This window comes from Sandarakinorhabdus sp. (genome assembly GCF_032115815.1).
Lineage (GTDB): Bacteria > Pseudomonadota > Alphaproteobacteria > Sphingomonadales > Sphingomonadaceae > Sandarakinorhabdus.
This window is the reverse complement of sequence record NZ_JAUMBI010000139.1, coordinates 1-16,435: the sequence shown is the minus strand read 5'-3', so window position 1 is coordinate 16,435 and position 16,435 is coordinate 1. Positions and strand designations below refer to the sequence as shown.

Below are 16,435 nucleotides of genomic sequence, written 5' to 3'. Positions count from 1 at the left end.
GGCCTTCAGACTTTCCAGATATCCTTCGCATATTCGGCGATGGTGCGGTCGGACGAGAACCAGCCGACATTGGCGATATTGTGCAGCGTGGACCGGCGCCATCCTTGCGGGTCCAGCCAGCGCTGGTCAACTGCGCGCTGGGCGGCGGCATAGGCATCGAAATCGGCGGCAACCATGAACCAGTCATGGTCATAGAGCCCATCCATCAGACCGCGATAACGGTGCGGATCATCCGACGAGAACACGCCGGACGCGATGGCTTCCACCGCCTGGTGCAGTTCGCGCGAGCCTTCGATGATGGCGCGCGGATTATAGCCATTGGCCCGCTTTTCCGCGACCTCGGCGGCGGTGAGGCCGAAGATGACGATATTCTCACCGCCCACCCGGTCCTTGATCTCGATATTGGCCCCGTCCAGCGTGCCGATCGTGAGCGCCCCGTTCAGAGCAAATTTCATGTTGCCGGTGCCGGAAGCTTCCATGCCGGCGGTGGAAATCTGTTCGGAAAGATCGGCGGCCGGAATGATACGTTCGGCGAGGCTGACATTGTAATTGGGCACGAACACCACCTTCAGCAGCCCGCCTACCGATGGATCATTGTTGATCCGCTTGGCGATGTCCCCGGCCAGTTTGATGATCAGCTTGGCGTTGTGATAGCTCGATGCTGCCTTGCCGCCGAAGATCTTCACGCGAGGCACCCAATCGCGTTCGGGATGGCTGCGGATCTGGTCGTACAGCGCCACCGTTTCGATCAGGTTGAGCAGCTGGCGCTTGTATTCGTGGATGCGCTTTATCTGCACGTCGAACAGCGCATCGGGGTTGAGGCGGATGCCGGTCAGGTCCTTCAGATGCGCGGCCAGCGCCACCTTGTTGCTGCGCTTCACCTCGGCAATCCGTTCCCCCAGCGCCGCATCGCCGGCCAGCACGTTCAGGGCGCTCAATTGCTCTGCATCATCCAGAAAGCCGTCGCCGATGGCATCGCGGATGGTCGCCGTCAGCGCCGGGTTGCACTGCTGGAGCCAACGCCGCGGCGTCACACCGTTGGTCTTGTTGTTGATCTTGCCCGGGAACAATTTGTGCAGCGATGAAAATACCGTGGTCTTCATCAGTTCGGTGTGCAGCGCGGCGACGCCGTTGACGCTGTGGGCGCCGGCAAAGGCCAGATTGGCCATGCGCACCCGCCGCTCGCCGCCTTCATCAATCAGCGAAATCGCCGCGACCTCGCCATCGCTCATCCCCTGCCGCCGCGCGTCCCGCAGAACCCGCGAATTGATGGCATAGATGATCTGCATGTGGCGCGGCAGCATGCGTTCGAACAGCGGCAGCGGCCAGCTTTCCAGCGCCTCGGGCAGCAGCGTGTGGTTGGTATAGCCGACGGTGCGGCGAGTGATATCCAGCGCTTCGTCGAATTCCAGCCCGTGGCCATCCACCAGCAGGCGCATGATTTCCGCCACGGCTACCGCCGGGTGGGTATCGTTCAGCTGGATCGCCGCCTTGTCGGGCAGGGTGCGGATATCGCCATGATATTGCACGTGGCGGCGCATGATGTCCTGGATGGAGGCGGAGGTGAAGAAATACTCCTGCCGCAGCCGCAGTTCCTGGCCGGCCAGGCTGGAATCAGCCGGATAGAGCACCCGCACCAGGCTGTCGGCGCGCATCTGATCAGCCAGCGCCCCCATGTGATCGCCGGCGTTGAACGCATCCAGCCGGATCGGATCGAGCGCATTGGCTGTCCACAGCCGCAGCGTGTTCACCCGTTTGCCGCGCCAGCCCACCACCGGCGTATCAACAGCAGTGGCTTCCACCACTTCGGCCGGCTGCCATTCCACGGCTTCGCCATTGGCCACCACATCGCCGCCATAGCCTATGCGATAACAGCTTTCGCGCCGTTCGAATTCCCACGGATTGCCGTGCGCCAGCCAGGTTTCCGGCAATTCCACCTGCCAGCCATCATCGATGCGCTGGCGGAACATGCCGTTCACATAACGGATGCCATAGCCATGGGCCGGGATATCCAGGCTGGCGAGGCTTTCCATGAAGCAGGCCGCCAGCCGGCCAAGGCCGCCATTGCCCAACGCCGCATCCGGTTCCAGTTCCTCCAGTTCGGCCAGATCAATCCCCTGTGCCCGCAGCGCCTGCTCCATCTCGCGGCCCATCCCCAGGTTCGACATGGCATCGCGCAGCAGCCGGCCAATCAGGAATTCGAGGCTGAGATAATAGACGCGCTTGGCACCCGCTTCGTGCGTGCGCCTTGTGGAATCCATCCACAGATCGATCACTTCGTCCCGGAGGGCCAGCACGGCGGCAGTGAACCAGTCATGCGGCTTGGCCGAGCGTTCATCCTTGCCGACCCGGTGGCGCAAAGCATCCACGATGCGCGCCTCCAACAGATCGGCCTTGGCGGTGGGTCGGGACGGCATGCAGACATCTCTTTCGTTGTGCGCCAGGCCGCACGCATGTTTCATGGCCTGTGAACGTTATCATAACAAGGCCATTGGCCCAGTGTTTGGCGCTGACTATGACGCCAGGCAACGGCAGGGCAACAGGCGATTGGCCCAAAGCGCCCGCGCTTGCCATTCGGCGCTGCATCGGCTTGAGTCTGCCGCGCACAAACGCCGGGCCGTTGCGGCAATCGGCAAGGATCAGGGGTCGAAGATGAAGAAATTGTTGTTCCGGGCCGTTCTTCTGGCCAGCCTTGCCGCCCTGCCCGCACCCGCCATGGCGCAAGCACAGGATCCCGCGCAATGGGCAGGCCTGCATTACCGGCAAGTCGGCCCGTGGCGCGGCGGGCGAGTGACAGCGGTCACCGGTGTGCCCTCGCAGCCCGACACCTTCTACATGGGCACCACCGGCGGCGGCGTGTGGAAATCCACGGATTCCGGCAATAGCTGGACCAACACCAGCGACGGCCAGATCAGCATCGCATCGATGGGCGCGGTGGCGGTGGCCGACAGCAACCCCCAGATCGTATATGCCGGCAGCGGTTCGTCGAAGATCCGCAGCAATGTCTCGATCGGGCGCGGCATCTGGAAATCGGTGGATGGCGCCAAGACCTGGACGTTCACCGGCCTGCGTGACGTGGGCCAGATTTCCACCATCCGCATCAACCCGGCGAACCCCGATGAAGTGTTCGTGGCCAGCACCGGCAACCCCTTTGCTTATGGCAAGGATCGCGGCGTCTATCGCACCCGCGACGGCGGCAAGACGTGGGCGAAGGTGCTGTTCATCAACGACACGCTGGGCGCGGCCGATCTGGAAATGGCCGCCGATGATCCGAAAACGCTCTATGCCGCGATGTGGCACGGCATCCGCCGGCCGTGGACCATCACGTCTGGCAGCAAGGATGGCGGCCTCTACAAGTCCGTCGATGGCGGCGACACGTGGACCAAGCTGGCCGGCGGGCTGCCCACTGGCCTGTTCGGCCGTGCCAATATCGGCGTCAGCGCAGCGGCGCCGGGTCGGCTCTATGCCCTGATCGAAGCCAAGCCGGGTGCCGGACTGTATCGCTCCGAAGATCGCGGCCAGACCTGGGCACTGGTCAACGGCGAGGGCCGGCTGACAACGCGGCCATTCTACTACACGACGCTGGGCGTCGATCCCAACAACGCCGATCAACTGTTCGTTGGCAACGAGGACTGGTTCCGCTCCGTCGACGGCGGCAAAAGCTTCACGGTCGAGCCCACCCCGCACGGCGACAACCACGATGTGTGGATCAACCCGAAGAACAGCAAGCTGATCGTGCAGGCCAATGATGGCGGCGCCAACGTGTCGCGCGATGGCGGCCGCACCTGGTCTGTGCAGTCCAACCAGCCGACGGCCGAAATCTACCAGGTCGCGGTGGACAACCAGTTTCCCTATCGCATTTACGGCGCGCAGCAGGACAACAGCACACTGATCCTGCCGTCGCAGCCGCTGGGCAACGGCCAAGCCTATATGGAAGGACCGGGCTGCGAAACCGGGCCGATCATCCCCAAGATTGATGATCCGCTGATGGTGTGGGCCGGCTGCAAGGGCCAGTTCAGCCGGCTCGATCTGCGCACCAACCGCAACGAACAACAATATTGGATCGGCAGTGAATCGCTGTATGGCGCCAACCCCAAGGATCTGCGCTTCCGCTTCCAGCGCGTCGCGCCGCTGGAGGTGTCGCCGGTGGAGCCCAACACCATCTACTACGGCTCGCAGCATGTGCACCGCTCGAAGGACGGCGGCGTCAACTGGGAGGTGATCAGCCCTGATCTCACCGCGAATCCGCCGGAAGGCCGGATGGCATCGGGGGATCCGATCACCATCGATGCCACGGGTGAGGAAGTCTATTCCACCGTCTATGCCATCCGCGAAAGCGCGGTGCAGCCCGGCGTGATCTGGGCCGGATCGAACGACGGCCTTGTCCATGTCACCCGCGATGGCGGCAAGACCTGGGCCAACGTCACGCCCAAGGGCCTGCCACCCGGCGGGCGCGTGCAGAATATCGATCCCGGCGCGCGCGCCGCCGGCACGGCCTATGTGGCCTACCACCGCTATCTGCTCGGCGATTTCAGCCCTCACGCTTATCGCACCGATGATTTCGGCAAAACGTGGACGCGGATCACCGCGGGCATCGCCGCCGATGAACCGGTGCGTGTGGTGCGCGAAGATCCGGTGCGACCGGGCCTGCTGTTTGCAGGCACTGAGTTCGGCATGCATGTCTCGTTCGACCGGGGCGCGCATTGGCAGAGCTTCCAGAACGATCTGCCGGCGACTCCCATCACCGATATCCGCCTCGCCCACGGCGATCTGGTGCTGTCGACGCAGGGCCGCGGTTTCTACGTTCTGGACAACATCGATGTGCTGCGCCAGTTGCCGGCACCCGGCACGGTCAGCAGCGCACCTGTGCTCTACAAGCCGATCACGGCGGTGCGCATTTCGCCTTCAGCCGACTACGGCACCGACCCGAAGGAAGGCCCCGAATATCGCCCGCCCGGCGCAATGATCGATTATGCCTTGCCGGCCGGCACCGTGGCAGTGACCCTGACCGTCCTCGATACCAATGGCACGGAACTGCGCCGCTTCTCGAGCGACAGTCCGGCAGCGCAGCCGGGGCGCGGCTATCGCTGGCGGCCGCTGTGGCAGACGAAGCTGAATGCGGCGCCGGGCATGCACCGGCTGATCTGGGACTTGCGCCGCGGCAATGATCGCGGGCCGCTGGTGCCGCCGGGCGATTATACGGTGGTGATGACGGCGGGCAGCGTGACAACGCGCCAACCGCTGACCGTGGTGGCCGATCCGCGCGTGCTGGCCAGCGGTGTGACCAACGCCGATCTGGAAGCGCAATATCAGCATAATCTGCGCGTCGGGAAACTGGCGGCCGACACCAGTGCTGCCGCCACCCGCTTGCGCGCGGCGCTGAAAGACACGACAGACCCTGCCAAACTGGCGGCACTGAACAGCATCGCCGCCCGGCTGCTCACCCCGCCGGTGCGCTACAGCCCGCCCGGCCTCGACACGCACGTGAATTATCTGCGCAGCCAGACCACCGACTATGACGGCAAGATCGGCAACCATCCCCAGGAGCGCTACGCCGAACTGCGCGCCGCCATTGATGCCATCGTGAAGGAACTCGACGCGGTGCTTGGGCCGGTGAAGAGCTGACGCAGCGCGGCAAACCGGTTGTTGTGTGGCGGGCGGGTTTGGAGGATATCGCGGCCATGACTGGCCCTGCCCCCTTTGCTGCCTTCGCGCCCGCCCTGTCTCCCGCTACGCCTCTGCGGCAACGCATATCGGCTGCCTGCCGCACGCCCGAACGCGAAGCCGTCGTTGCCCTGCTGCCGCTGGCCGAACTGCCGGCCGCCTTGCGCCCCAGTGTGGCCGCCACCGCCGGTTCCCTCGTTACCGCCCTGCGCGCCAAGGGCCAGCAGGGCGGCGTCGAAGGGCTGGTGAAGGAATATTCGCTGTCCAGCCAGGAAGGCGTGGCGTTGATGTGCCTGGCCGAAGCCCTGCTGCGCATCCCGGACAACGAAACCCGCGACGCGCTGATCCGCGACAAGATCGCTGGCGGTGACTGGCAGGCGCATCTGGGCGACGGCAAGACGCTGTTTGTCAACGCCGCCACCTGGGGCCTGATGGTAACCGGCAAGCTGACGGCGAGCTTTGCCGAAACCGGGCTGGGCGCCGTGCTCACGCGCCTGTTGGCGCGCGCCGGCGAACCGGTGATCCGCCGCGGCATCGACATGGCGATGCAGATGATGGGCGATCAGTTCGTTACCGGTGAGACCATCGAAGAGGCGCTGAAACGCGCCCGCCGTCTGGAAGCGCAAGGCTTTGCCTACAGCTATGACATGTTGGGCGAAGCCGCGACCACCATGGCCGATGCGGACCGCTATTTTGCCGATTACGAGCACGCCATCCACGCCATTGGCGCGGCGGCGGCGGGGCGCGGGATTTTTGACGGCCCCGGCATTTCGATCAAATTGTCGGCCCTGCACCCGCGCTATGCCCGCGCGCAGGTGGAAAGGGTGATGGCCGAACTGCTGCCGCGCGTGGCGGCGCTGGCGGCGCTGGCCAAATCCCATGGCATCGGCTTCAATATCGATGCCGAGGAAGCCGACCGGCTGGAACTGTCGCTCGACCTGCTGGAAGTGCTGGCGCTGTCGCCGGAACTCAAGGGCTGGGACGGGCTGGGCTTCGTCGTGCAGGCCTACGGCAAGCGCTGCCCGTTTGTCATCGACTGGCTGATTGATCTCGCCCGGCGGGCAGAGCGGCGGATCATGGTGCGGCTGGTCAAGGGCGCCTATTGGGACAGTGAGATCAAGCGCGCGCAGGTCGATGGGCTCAGTGATTTTCCGGTGTTCACGCGCAAGCTGCACACCGATGTGTCTTACCTTGCCTGCGCCGCCAAATTGCTTGGCGCGCGCGATGCGGTGTTCCCGCAGTTCGCCACCCACAATGCCCACACGCTGGCCGCCATCCACACCATGGCCGGCCCGGATTTCGCCATCGGTGATCATGAGTTCCAATGCCTGCACGGCATGGGCGAAGCACTGTATGAAGAAGTGGTGGGGCCGGAAAAGCTGAACCGCCCGTGCCGCATTTATGCGCCGGTGGGCACCCACGAAACGCTGCTGGCCTATCTGGTGCGCCGCCTGCTCGAAAACGGCGCCAACAGCAGCTTTGTCCACCGCATCTGGGATGAGGCTGTCTCCATTGAGGAACTGATTGCCGATCCGGTGGAGGAAGCCCGTGCGCTTGGCGGCAGCCCGCACCCGGTCATCGCCCTGCCCGCCGCCATCTATGGCCAGCGCCGCAATTCGGCCGGCATCGATCTGGCCAGCGAACCGGCGCTGGCGGCGCTGGCAACGCGCCTGCAGGAGAGCGTCCAGAAGAACTGGACGGCGGCACCGCTGATTCCTGGGCATGTTTCCAGCGCCAGCCCGGTGCCGGTGTGCAACCCGGCTGGCCGCAGCGATACCGTCGGCACGGTCGCCTTCGCCACGCTGGCCGATGTCGAAAAGGCAGCGCAGGTTGCCGCGCAGGCGGTCCCGTCATGGTCCGCCGTTCCGGTCACCCAGCGCGCGGCCCTGCTGGAATCTGCCGCTGACCGCCTCGAAGCTGACATGCCGCTGCTGATGGGGCTGATCATTCGCGAAGCCGGCAAATCCGCCGCCAACGCTATTGCCGAAGTGCGCGAAGCGGTGGATTTCCTGCGCTACTATGCCGATCAGGCCCGCCAGACGCTCGACACCACCCACAACCCGCTGGGGCCGGTGCTGTGCATCAGCCCGTGGAATTTCCCGCTTGCCATCTTCATTGGCCAGGTCGCCGCGGCGCTGGTGGCAGGCAACAGTGTCATCGCCAAGCCGGCCGAGGAAACCCCGCTGATCGCCGCCGAAGCCGTGCGCATCCTGCACGAGGCCGGCGTTCCCACCGAGGCGCTGCTGTTCGTGCCCGGCGACGGCAGCATCGGCGCGGCATTGGTCGCGCGGCCGGAAATTGCCGGCGTGATGTTCACCGGCTCCACCGAAGTGGCCAAGCTGATCCAGGCCGAACTTGCCCGCCATGGCGATAACCCGATCCCGCTGCTGGCCGAAACCGGCGGCCAGAACGCGATGATCGTCGACAGTTCGGCGCTGTCGGAACAGGTCACCGCCGATGTGATTGCGTCCGCCTTTGACAGTGCCGGCCAGCGCTGTTCGGCGCTGCGCATCCTGTGCCTGCAGGAGGATATTGCCGACAAGCAATTGGCCATGCTCAAGGGTGCACTGGCTGAGTTGCGGCTGGGCAATCCTGATCGGCTGCGGATCGACATCGGCCCGGTGATCACCGCCGAAGCGCAGGCCACCATCACCGCCCATATCGAACGCATGCGTGGCCTTGGTTGCCGCATCCACCAGCTGCCCCTGCCCGCCGAGGCTGCCCACGGCAGCTTCGTGCCACCCACCATCATCGAGATCGACAGCATCGCCCAGATCGGCCGCGAAGTGTTCGGGCCTGTCTTGCACGTCGTCCGTTTCCAGCGCGACGACATGGCCGCGCTGGTCGATGCCATCAACGCCACCGGCTATGGCCTCACCTTCGGCCTGCACACGCGGCTGGATGAAACCATCGAAGCCGTCACGGCCAAGGCCGCCGCCGGCAACATCTATATCAACCGCAACATCATTGGCGCGGTGGTGGGCGTGCAGCCCTTTGGCGGGCGCGGCCTGTCCGGCACCGGGCCCAAGGCTGGCGGGCCGCTCTATCTCGGCCGGCTGGTGCAGTCGGAGCCTAACACCGCGCTTGCCAGCGGCGCGGCGCACGATCCTGCCGTGGTGGCATTTGCTGGGTGGTTGGAGGCCACCGGCATGGATGGCAGCGCCGCGCTGGAGCCGCAACTTACGGGCCTCGCCCTTGAACTGCCTGGCCCTGTGGGCGAAACCAATCGTTACGCCCTGCATCCGCGCGGGCGGGTGCTGCTGATCCCAGCAACACAGCAGGGCCTTGCCTGCCAGATCGGCGCGGCGCTGGCCGCCGGCAACCACGCGGATATCGTCTGGCCCGGTTCGCCGCCGGCTGCCTTTGCCAGCCTGCCGCCGCTGGTCAGCCTGCGCCTCGGCTGGCTGCCGGACGTGCCGGCATCTGCCGATTGCGCGGCGGTGCTGATCGAAGCATCGACCCCAGGCCTGCTGCAGCGCCTCGCTGCCATGCCCGGGCAGATCCCCATCGTGCAGATGGCCGACCATGAAGGCCGTTATCGTCGTGACTGGCTGGTGGAGGAGGTCTCCACTTCGATCAACGTGACGGCCGCCGGCGGCAATGCCAGCCTGATGGCGATGGTCTGATCGCCATGCGCACCCTCTCCACTGTCCCCACCCCGGCGCTGGTGCTGGATCGCGGCATCGCGGCGCGCAACATGGCACGGATGCGCGATCATCTCGCCGGCGTCGCCCCCGGCGTGCTGTTCCGCCCGCATCTGAAAACCGCCAAGAGCATCGCGGTCGCCGACATGCTGTTCAAAGGGGCCCGCCACCCCATCACCGTTTCCACCCTGAAGGAGGCGGAACTGTTCGGCGCGGCTGGCTTCACCGACATTCTCTACGCTGTTGGCCTGTCACCGCAGAAGATCGCGCCGGTGCAGGCGCTGCGCGAACAGGGCATCAATCTCACCGTCGTCACCGACAATGTCGCCATGGCAGCTGCAATCTGTGCGGCTGCGCCTAGCGGCGAATTGCCGACCCTGATCGAGCTGGATGTTGATGGCCACCGCGCTGGCGTCGGCTTCGATGATGGCGCGGCCCTCATCGCCATCGCCGCTGCGCTGGGCCCAAATTTTGCCGGCGTGATGACCCATGCCGGCGGCTCCTATTCCCTGTCTCATCCGGACGAGCTGGCGCATTTCGCTGATCAGGAAGCCGCCCGCGCCGCCACGGCCGCGCGGCTGCTGGAACAGGCCGGCCACGCCTGCTGCATCGTCAGCATCGGATCGACCCCCACCGGCAATGCCGTGCGCAATCTGGATGGTGTCACCGAATTTCGCGCCGGCGTCTTCATGTTCGGTGATCTGGTCATGCACGGGGTTGGTGTGTGCCCGCTTGAAGACATCGCCTTGTCGGTGCTGACCACGGTGATTGGCACCTATCCCGAGCGAGGACTGGTGATTGTCGATGCCGGCTGGATGGCGCTGTCCCGCGACAGAGGCACGTCTGGCCAGGCCGTCGATCAAGGCTATGGCCTGGTGTGCTGCCTTGATGGCCAGGTGCTGGGCGATCTCATCGTGCTGCAGGCCAACCAGGAACATGGCGTGATCGGCGTGCGCCCCGGCACCAACGCCACCGTGCCCGATCTGAAGGTCGGCGATCGCCTGCGCATCCTGCCCAATCACGCCTGCGCCACGGCGGCCCAGCATGCCTGCTATGAAGTGGTGGCGGGATTGCCCGATATCATCGACAGCTGGGAGCGGTTCAGTGGCTGGTGAGGCTGAAATCCGCTGCGTCAATCCGACGGACGCCGCGCCGCCCGGCGGGCATTATTCGCACGCCTGCCTTGCCGGCGGCTTCCTGTTCGTTTCCGGCCAATTGCCGGTGCTGCCCGATGGCACGCACGCCCCCGAAACCGATTTCGCCACACAAGCTGCCCAAGCGCTCGCCAATCTGTTCGCCGCCCTGGCAGCGGCTGGTGCGTCACGCCAGGCCATCGTCAAGGTCACGGTCTATGTGACCGATATCGCCGATTGGCCGGTCTTCAACGCGCTCTATGCGCAAGCCATGGGCGAACATCGGCCGGCCCGAACAGTCGTTCCTGTACCGGTGCTGCATCACGGCTATCGGATCGAGATTGATGCCATCGCGCTGCGCTGCTGATCTGCCCGGCGGACTCGAACTTATCATGGCTGACGGAGAGACGCGTTGCGTTTTCGCTGCCTGCTGGCATGCTGCAGAAAATTCTTGGGCTGAGGACAACAACATGCCGCTGCTGCCGGTGATACGCACTCTTGGCATCGCTCTGATGTTCAGCCTGTCTGCGGCAGAAGCCAGCCAGGCGCAAACCGTGGCTGGCACCAACGCTGCGCCGGGTTCCGAGGCCTATCAATCCTTGCGCTACAGGCTTGTCGGCCCGTTTCGCGCCGGGCGCACGGTGGGCGCAGTCGGGATTCCCAGCCAGCCGAATGTCTTCTTCGTGGGCGTCAACAATGGCGGCGTCTGGAAGACGGATGATTACGGACGCACCTGGCGCCCGATCTTCGATGCGGCGTCAACCGGTTCCATTGGCGACATCGCCGTGTCCCCCTCGCATCCGGATGTCATCTATGTCGGCACCGGCGAAGGGCTGCACCGCCCCGATCTCAGCACCGGCGATGGCATCTTCAAGTCTGTGGATGGCGGCAAGAGCTGGGCCCATATCGGCCTGAAAGACGTGAGCCAGGTGGGCCGCATCATCGTGCATCCCACCGATCCGGGCACCGTTTATGTCGCCGGCATGGGGCGCCCTTATGGCGCGAACAGCGAACGCGGCGTGTTTCGCAGCCGCGATGGCGGGGCGACGTGGGAAAAGATTCTGTACGTAAACGCCAATACCGGCGCGAACCGCATCGAGTTCGACCCCAATAATCCCAACATCCTGTACGCCAACCTATGGGAACACCGCGAGGGACCGTGGGAGAATGCGCGTTTTTCCGGGCCGAACAGCGGCATCTACAAGTCGGTCGACGGCGGTTCGAGCTGGCGCAAGCTCTCAGGCGGCCTGCCGGGCGCAGCACAGGGCCTGGGCCTGACCGGCGTTGGCGTCGCGCCGAGCAATTCAAACCGCATCTATGCCGTGATCAACGCCGTGAAGGACGGTGGCATCTACCGCTCCGACGATGGCGGCGTGCATTGGGCGCTGGTCAGCACCGACCGGCGCATCTGGGGGCCGGACGGCGGTTATGGGGAAATCATCGTGCACCCCACGAATGAAAATCTCGTCTTCCTCGCCAACACCGCCGCCTATCGATCGGAGGACGGTGGCAAGACCTGGATATCGCACAAGGGGGCGCCCGGCGGGGACGATTATCAGCGCATGTGGATCAATCCGAAAGCGCCTGACATCATGATCTACACCGCCGACCAGGGCGCCACCATATCCGTGAATGGCGGGCGCAGCTGGAGCAGCTGGTACAACCAGCCGACCGCCCAGCTCTACCATGTCTCCACCGACAGGCAGTTTCCCTATTGGATCTATGGCGGCCAGCAGGAAAGCGGCGCCATCGGCATCGCCAGCCGCGGCAACGGCGGCCAGATCTCCTTCCGCGACTGGATGGGCGTGGGCGCCGATGAATATGCCTTTGTGGCGCCCGATCCGCTGAACCCCGATCTGATCTATGGCGGCCGTGTCGTGCGGTTCGATCGGCGGACAGGGCAGACCCGCAACATCGCCCCGGAAGCGCTGCGATCCGGCAAATACCGGATCAAGCGGTCCATGCCGCTGATGTTCCATCCCGCCGATCCCAAGGCGCTGCTGTTCGCGACCAACGTGCTGTGGAAGACCGTGAACGGCGGCGAGAGCTGGGAGATCATCAGCCCAGACCTGTCCCGTGAACGGCCGGACGTGCCAGCGAGCATCGGCGATTTCCGTGAGCCGCAGCTGGCGACGATGGATCGGCTGGGGGTGATCTATGCCCTGGCGCCATCACCGCGCGATGCGAGCATCATCTGGGCCGGCACCGATGATGGCCTGATCCACATCACGCGGGACGTAGGGCGCAACTGGACAAACGTGACGCCGCCGTCGCTGCGCGCCTGGGACAAGCTCTCCGCTCTCGATGCCGGGCATTTCAATAATGACACCGCCTATGCGGCCGTAAACGCCATCCGGCTCGACGACATGCGTCCGCACATCTACCGCACCCACGATGGTGGCCGGAGCTGGGCCCGCATCGTCACCGGCCTTCCCGACGATGGCCCGGTGAATGTCGTGCGCGAGGATCCCAAGCAGCCCGGCCTGCTGTTCGCCGGCACGGAACGCGCCGTGTATTTCTCGATCGACGATGGCGCGAACTGGCAGGCGTTGCGCATGAACATGCCGGTAACGTCCATTCGCGACCTCGTCGTCCATGACGATGATCTCGTGATCGGCACCCACGGGCGGTCGATCTGGGTGTTGGACGATATGTCGATCCTGCGTGAGCTTGCCGCCGCACGGAACGCCAGGGGCCTCCATCTGTTCAAACCCGCGATCGCGACGCGGGTCCGCTCGAACATGTTCCATGACACCCCGCTGCCACCGGAAGAGCCGACGGGCGAAAATCCGCCCGATGGCGTGGCGCTGGACTATTTCCTGCCCACCAACGCCGCCAACGTCAGGCTCGAGATCCTCGACAGCAAGGGGACACGGGTGCGCCTATTTTCCAGTGACGACAAGGTGGAGAGGCTGGATCCGGTGACGCTGCCCCATCCGACCTACTGGATCAGGCCGCCGCAGCACCTGGCGACGACGCCGGGCCATCATCGCTTCGTCTGGAACCTTCGCCATGAACCGCCCAAGGGCGTGCGGCGTGGCTATGATATTGCGGCGACCTTCCGCAACACGCCAAGCGATCCCGTCGGGCCATTCGTGCTTCCCGGCCCGTATCGCGTGCGGGTCACGGCAGACGGCGTGACGCGCGAGGCCGGGCTCGATGTCCGGCTCGATCCGCGCGTGCACGTGCCAGCTGAAGATCTTGCGCTGCAGGCTCACCATAGCCTGCAATTGCTGAAGGCCAGCGAGGCGGCACAGGCAATGCGTGACAGCGTCGATGCCCAGCTTGCAGCCGCCACCGCCGCCCAGCGCGTCGCCTTGCTCCGCCTGCGCGGCGATGGCGAGGCAGCAAATCCCGATACCAGTTACGGCAGCATCACCGCCGCGCCGTCCGAGCAGGAGACGATCGTCAGCCTGCAGGAGAAGCTGGTCTATATGCTGAAGCTGCTGCAGCAGGCGGATGCCCGGCCAACCACCCAGTCGATCACGGCCGTGAATGCGCTGTTGGCCCGGCTCGACGAACTCAAGGCGCGTCTTGCAGCGCTCGGCCCGTCTTGATCGAGACGGCGCTGGGCGCTCTTGCGCAAACCGGGTTCGAACGCCACAACAGTGCATGCTCCATTCAAGCCGCTCCGCCAATCGGTTAGCCACCGCGATGCTTCGCCGTGTCGGGCTCGCGCTCTTGGCTTTCCTGCCGATCGCCGGGCTCCACGCGCAGTCGCCGGCGCCCAGCCCCGTTGCCGTTGATCCTTCACTCTATGCCGGTCTTTCGTATCGCATGGTCGGGCCGTTCCGCGGCGGCCGCGCCACCGCCGTGGCCGGCATTGCTGAGCAGCCCAATATATTCTTCATGGGCACCACCGGCGGCGGTGTGTGGAAGACCGACGACGCCGGCGGCCACTGGACAAACGTCACCGACGGGTTCCTGAATGTCGGCAACATCGGCGCCATCGACGTGGCCGACAGCGACCCGCGCATCATCTATGTCGGCACCGGTTCTGCCTCCATCCGGGGCAACAGTTCGGTGGGGCGCGGCGTGTGGAAATCGACCGATGGCGGCGCGACCTGGCGCCACGTGGGCCTGCCGGAATCGGGCGCCATCGGCAAGCTGGTCGTCCATCCGACCAACCCAAACGTGGTCTATGTCGCCGCGCTCGGCCATCCCTTTGGCCGCAACAAGGAACGCGGCGTCTATCGCACGCGCGACGGCGGCGCCACGTGGGAGCATGTGCTGTTCGTGAACGATGGCACCGGCGCCGTGACCCTCTCCATGAGCCCCGACAATCCGGACGAGATCTATGCCGGCCTGTCGCGCATCGAGCGCAAGCCATGGACGATGATTTCCGGCGGGCCGGATGGCGGGGTGTACCAAACCACCGACGGCGGCACATCGTGGCGCAAGCTGGCCGGCGGCCTGCCGACCGGCAACGTGGGCAAGGTGGGGGTGACGGTGTCACCCGCCAACCCGCGCCGCGTGTGGGCACTGGTGGAGGCGGAGCCGGGTGGCGGGCTCTATCGTTCCGACGACCGCGGCGCGACGTGGAGCCTGGTCAACACCGACAAGGAGGTGCGCGGACGGCCGTGGTATTATGGCCATGTGCGCGCCGATCCGGTGGACCCCAACAAGGTCTATGTGATGAACGTGCCGCTGCTGCGTTCCACCGATGGCGGCGCCACGTTCAAGAAAATACCGGTGCCGCATGGCGACACCCACGACATCTGGATCAACCCACGCGACCCGCGCGTTTTCGGGGTATCGAGCGACGGCGGCACCCAGGTGACGGTGAACGACGGACGCACCTTCTCGTCGGTGTACAACCAGCCCACAGCCGAGCTTTACGACGTGGTGGTGGATAACCAGGTTCCCTACCGCCTCTATGGCTCGCAGCAGGACAATTCGAGCATCAGCGTGCTGCAGCGGCGGCTGCACAATAGCCTGCGCCCGCAGCAGGAGTGGGGCTATGCCGCCGGCTGCGAAACCGGCCCTGTCGCGTTGCACCCCGATCATCCCGAGATCATCTTCGGCGGCTGTTATGGCGGCGAAATCAACCGGCAGGACCTGCGCGACGACACGCGGGTGAGCGTGACTGTCTACCCGGAGGCCATGGCGCTGGCGCCGCGCGACAAGATCAACCGCTGGCAATGGCTCGCGCCGATCGTGGTGAGCCCGCACGACCCGGCCACCGTCTACCATGCCAGCCAATATCTTTACCGCAGCCGCGACCGCGGCAACAACTGGACGCGCATCTCGCCGGATCTGACGACGAACGACACGCGTTATCAGGCATGGCCGGGCGAGCCGATCACGGCCGACAATCCCAACGGGGCGGAGACGTTCACGACCATCTATGCGGTCACGCCATCACCGCACGACGCGCGCACGGTCTGGGTAGGCACCGACGACGGCCGCGTGCAGATCACGCGCGACGACGGCAAGCGCTGGACAGACATCACGCCGCCGGCATTGCCGCCGCTCTCCACCGTGAACCGGATCGAGGTATCGCCGCACGCGCCGGGCCGCGCCTTCGTGGCGGCCTACCGCTACAAGCTGGATGACTTCACCCCCTATGTCTTCCGCACCGAAGACTATGGCCGCACCTGGACACGGATCGCCGACGGCACCAACGGCATTCCCGCCAACCACCCGGTGCGGGTGGTGCGTGAAGACAATGAACGGCGCGGGTTGCTGTATGCAGGCACCGAATTCGGGTTGTTCGTCTCGTTCGACGACGGCAACCGCTGGCAATCGCTGCAGCTCAACCTGCCAGCCTCGCCGGTGATGGACCTGAAGGTGCACCGGGGCGATCTGGCCGTGGCCACGCAGGGACGTTCTTTCTGGATATTGGACGATCTGGGGCCATTGCGCGAGCTGGCCGCCGATGCCGCCCCGCGCGCCGCGCGGCTCTATGCGCCGCGCGCTGCTGCCCGCGGCGTTGGGGGCCTGCCCCTGCAGGAGGTTGATCTGCAACTGCCCGACAATCTGCCGCACGGGGCA

At 65.3% G+C, this 16,435-nt stretch carries 7 protein-coding genes; 6 read left to right on the top strand and 1 reads right to left on the bottom strand.

Annotated features, from left to right (window positions below):
• Positions 1-5: 5 nt before the first annotated feature.
• Entirely contained in the window at positions 6-2,417 is a 2,412-nt protein-coding gene (locus RT662_RS08145; RefSeq protein ID WP_313670211.1) for a glycogen/starch/alpha-glucan phosphorylase, read from the bottom strand.
• Between the two features lie 235 nt (positions 2,418-2,652).
• Between RT662_RS08145 and RT662_RS08140 the strand changes: the two genes are divergently transcribed.
• The 6 genes from RT662_RS08140 to RT662_RS08115 all read left to right on the top strand — a co-directional run.
• Positions 2,653-5,625: a VPS10 domain-containing protein gene (locus tag RT662_RS08140; protein WP_313670210.1), complete on the top strand. Its 2,973-nt coding sequence runs from the start codon at positions 2,653-2,655 to the stop codon at positions 5,623-5,625.
• 56 nt (positions 5,626-5,681) lie between these two features.
• Positions 5,682-9,290 carry a bifunctional proline dehydrogenase/L-glutamate gamma-semialdehyde dehydrogenase PutA gene (gene putA / locus RT662_RS08135; protein WP_313670209.1) on the top strand — a complete coding sequence of 1,203 codons (3,609 nt, stop codon included), beginning with the start codon at positions 5,682-5,684 and terminating at the stop codon, positions 9,288-9,290.
• A 5-nt stretch (positions 9,291-9,295) separates the two neighbouring features.
• Complete coding sequence (locus RT662_RS08130) at positions 9,296-10,423, top strand: alanine racemase (protein WP_313670208.1); 1,128 nt, start codon at positions 9,296-9,298, stop codon at positions 10,421-10,423.
• Positions 10,413-10,808 (top strand): RidA family protein, encoded by a 396-nt coding sequence (locus RT662_RS08125; protein WP_313670207.1) that lies wholly within the window; start codon positions 10,413-10,415, stop codon positions 10,806-10,808. The genes RT662_RS08130 and RT662_RS08125 overlap by 11 nt, the downstream gene beginning before the upstream one ends.
• A 145-nt stretch (positions 10,809-10,953) precedes the next feature.
• Positions 10,954-13,998 (top strand): VPS10 domain-containing protein, encoded by a 3,045-nt coding sequence (locus RT662_RS08120; RefSeq protein ID WP_313670206.1) that lies wholly within the window; start codon positions 10,954-10,956, stop codon positions 13,996-13,998.
• A 97-nt stretch (positions 13,999-14,095) separates the two neighbouring features.
• Positions 14,096-16,435, top strand: a 2,340-nt coding sequence (locus tag RT662_RS08115; protein WP_313670205.1) for a VPS10 domain-containing protein, incomplete at its 3' end; no start/stop codon positions are given.

Bases quoted from the DNA above. Each gene is read 5' to 3' on its own strand.
- RT662_RS08145 (WP_313670211.1), bottom strand. From the start codon at position 2,417: ATGCCGTCCCGACCCACCGCCAAGGCCGATCTGTTGGAGGCGCGCATC.
- RT662_RS08140 (WP_313670210.1), top strand. From the start codon at position 2,653: ATGAAGAAATTGTTGTTCCGGGCCGTTCTTCTGGCCAGCCTTGCCGCC.
- putA (WP_313670209.1), top strand. From the start codon at position 5,682: ATGACTGGCCCTGCCCCCTTTGCTGCCTTCGCGCCCGCCCTGTCTCCC.
- RT662_RS08130 (WP_313670208.1), top strand. From the start codon at position 9,296: ATGCGCACCCTCTCCACTGTCCCCACCCCGGCGCTGGTGCTGGATCGC.
- RT662_RS08120 (WP_313670206.1), top strand. From the start codon at position 10,954: ATGTTCAGCCTGTCTGCGGCAGAAGCCAGCCAGGCGCAAACCGTGGCT.